Source organism: Kitasatospora sp. NPDC042419 (assembly GCF_056437345.1).
The window spans coordinates 1-1,627 of the sequence record NZ_JBWKAW010000095.1; the positions used below are offsets into that span (position 1 = coordinate 1).

Annotated in this window: 2 protein-coding genes; one reads left to right on the plus strand and one right to left on the minus strand. The window is 70.3% G+C overall.

Annotated elements, in window-relative coordinates:
• Positions 1 to 270: 270 nt before the first annotated feature.
• Positions 271 to 1,053 carry an IS5 family transposase gene (locus tag AC067J_RS44020; RefSeq protein ID WP_478308517.1) on the plus strand — a complete coding sequence of 261 codons (783 nt, stop codon included), beginning with the start codon at positions 271 to 273 and terminating at the stop codon, positions 1,051 to 1,053.
• Here AC067J_RS44020 and AC067J_RS44025 read toward each other — a convergent pair.
• Positions 1,019 to 1,513 carry a hypothetical protein gene (locus tag AC067J_RS44025; protein WP_030396129.1) on the minus strand — a complete coding sequence of 165 codons (495 nt, stop codon included), beginning with the start codon at positions 1,511 to 1,513 and terminating at the stop codon, positions 1,019 to 1,021. The genes AC067J_RS44020 and AC067J_RS44025 overlap by 35 nt on opposite strands.
• Between the last annotated feature and the right edge of the window lie 114 nt (positions 1,514 to 1,627).

The following is a 1,627-nucleotide window of genomic DNA, read 5'->3' on the forward strand; positions in this document are numbered from 1 at the left end:
AGAAGCCGTTGTCGTATCGATCTTGGTGGACGTGGGTTCGACTGGACAGCACGGTCGGGTGATCTTGCCGATTGCCGAGCATGAAGACAGGGCCTCTGGTGCAGCTCGGGGTTGTCGAGACCTTGAGCACGCCAGGAGGCCCTGTTGTCGCTGTTGTACGCCCTTGCGTCGACTGACTCCAACTCAGCTGCCCGGGAGTGTGATTGTCTCGCGCACCGGTTCGGGAACGCCGGCGACCAACCGCACAGGCGACCGAGGTATCCGTCCGACATGAACGACGCGGAGTGGGCGGTCGTGCGCGACGCGATGCCCGTCCCGGGCTGGCTGGAGGGCCGCGGAGGCAGGCCGGAGGGCTATTGCCACCGACAGATGGTCGACGCGGTGCGCTACCTGGTCGCGGGCGGCATCACCTGGCGGGCGATGCCCGGGGACTTCCCCGCGTGGGACCGCGTCTACGCGTTCTTCCGGCGCTGGCGCGACAAGGGCCTGGTCGCCGAGTTCCACGACCGGCTGCGCGACCGGGTCCGTGAGGCGGCGGGCCGCGACCGGGAGCCGACCGCGGGGATCATCGACGCGCAATCGGTGAAGGCGGCCGCGTCGGTGCCGGCCGAGAGCCGGGGCTTCGACGGCGGGAAGAACGTCAACGGCCGCAAGCGGCACATCATCGTCGACACCCTCGGGCTGCTGCTGACGGTGATGGTCACCGCGGCCTCGATCACCGACCGCGAGGCCGGACGGACGCTGCTGGCCCGGCTGCGCGAACGGCACTGGCACATCACGCTGGTGTGGGCCGACGGCGGCTACACCGGGCGCCTGGTCGACCTTGCCCGCGACGTCCTGCGGATCGCGCTGACGGTGGTCAAACGCAACGACGACGCGGCCGGGTTCACCGTGTTGCCCAAGAGGTGGCTGGTGGAGCGCACGTTCGCGTGGTTGATGCGCTCACGCCGCCTGGCCCGCGACTACGAGACGCGCACCGATACCTCGGAGGCGGTGATCCGCTGGTCGATGAGCATGGTCATGAGCCGCCGCCTCGCCCGGCGGGCACGCTGAACAGCCCCGGGCGGTCCTCGACCAGCCAGCCCCGCGCGGCCAGACGCTTCGCCTTCGACCGCAACCCCTCAACCTTCGCGGGAACCGGTTCCAGCCCGAGCGCCCCGGCCAGCTGCCGGCAGTCCATCGCCTCCCCGCCCGCCCCGTTCCCGCCGGCCAGGACATCCGTGATCCGCTGGTAGTCCGGTGCCAGCACCGTTGGGGCGAGTCCTTCCCGCCAGTGCGGCACGACCGAACCCGGCACCGCCGCCTCGACCCGAACCGGCCGTTCGCCCGCCACCACGACCGGCGACGCCTCCTCGCCCGCGCGTGGTCCCGCCAAGACCTCGCTCACCGTCTCACGGGCGATCACCAACCGCTCCCACGCAGCCTCCGCCTCCCGCAGCTCGACCTGAAGGACCTCCACCCGCTGCCGAGCGACGCGTTCGTGCTCCTCCAGCAACCCCATCACCGACGGCATCCCGGCACCTCCACCGAAGAGACGACACGACACCCCGTCTCTGCCGCCGAAGCACCGACCCTATGCCTGACCAGCGGAAACGCACCAATCACTCTCGGAAAGACAACGGCTTCT

What these genes read in the sequence shown, in the direction of transcription:
- AC067J_RS44025 (WP_030396129.1), bottom strand. Translation starts at nt 1,513, where the DNA reads ATGCCGTCGGTGATGGGGTTGCTGGAGGAGCACGAACGCGTCGCTCGG.
- AC067J_RS44020 (WP_478308517.1), top strand. Translation starts at nt 271, where the DNA reads ATGAACGACGCGGAGTGGGCGGTCGTGCGCGACGCGATGCCCGTCCCG.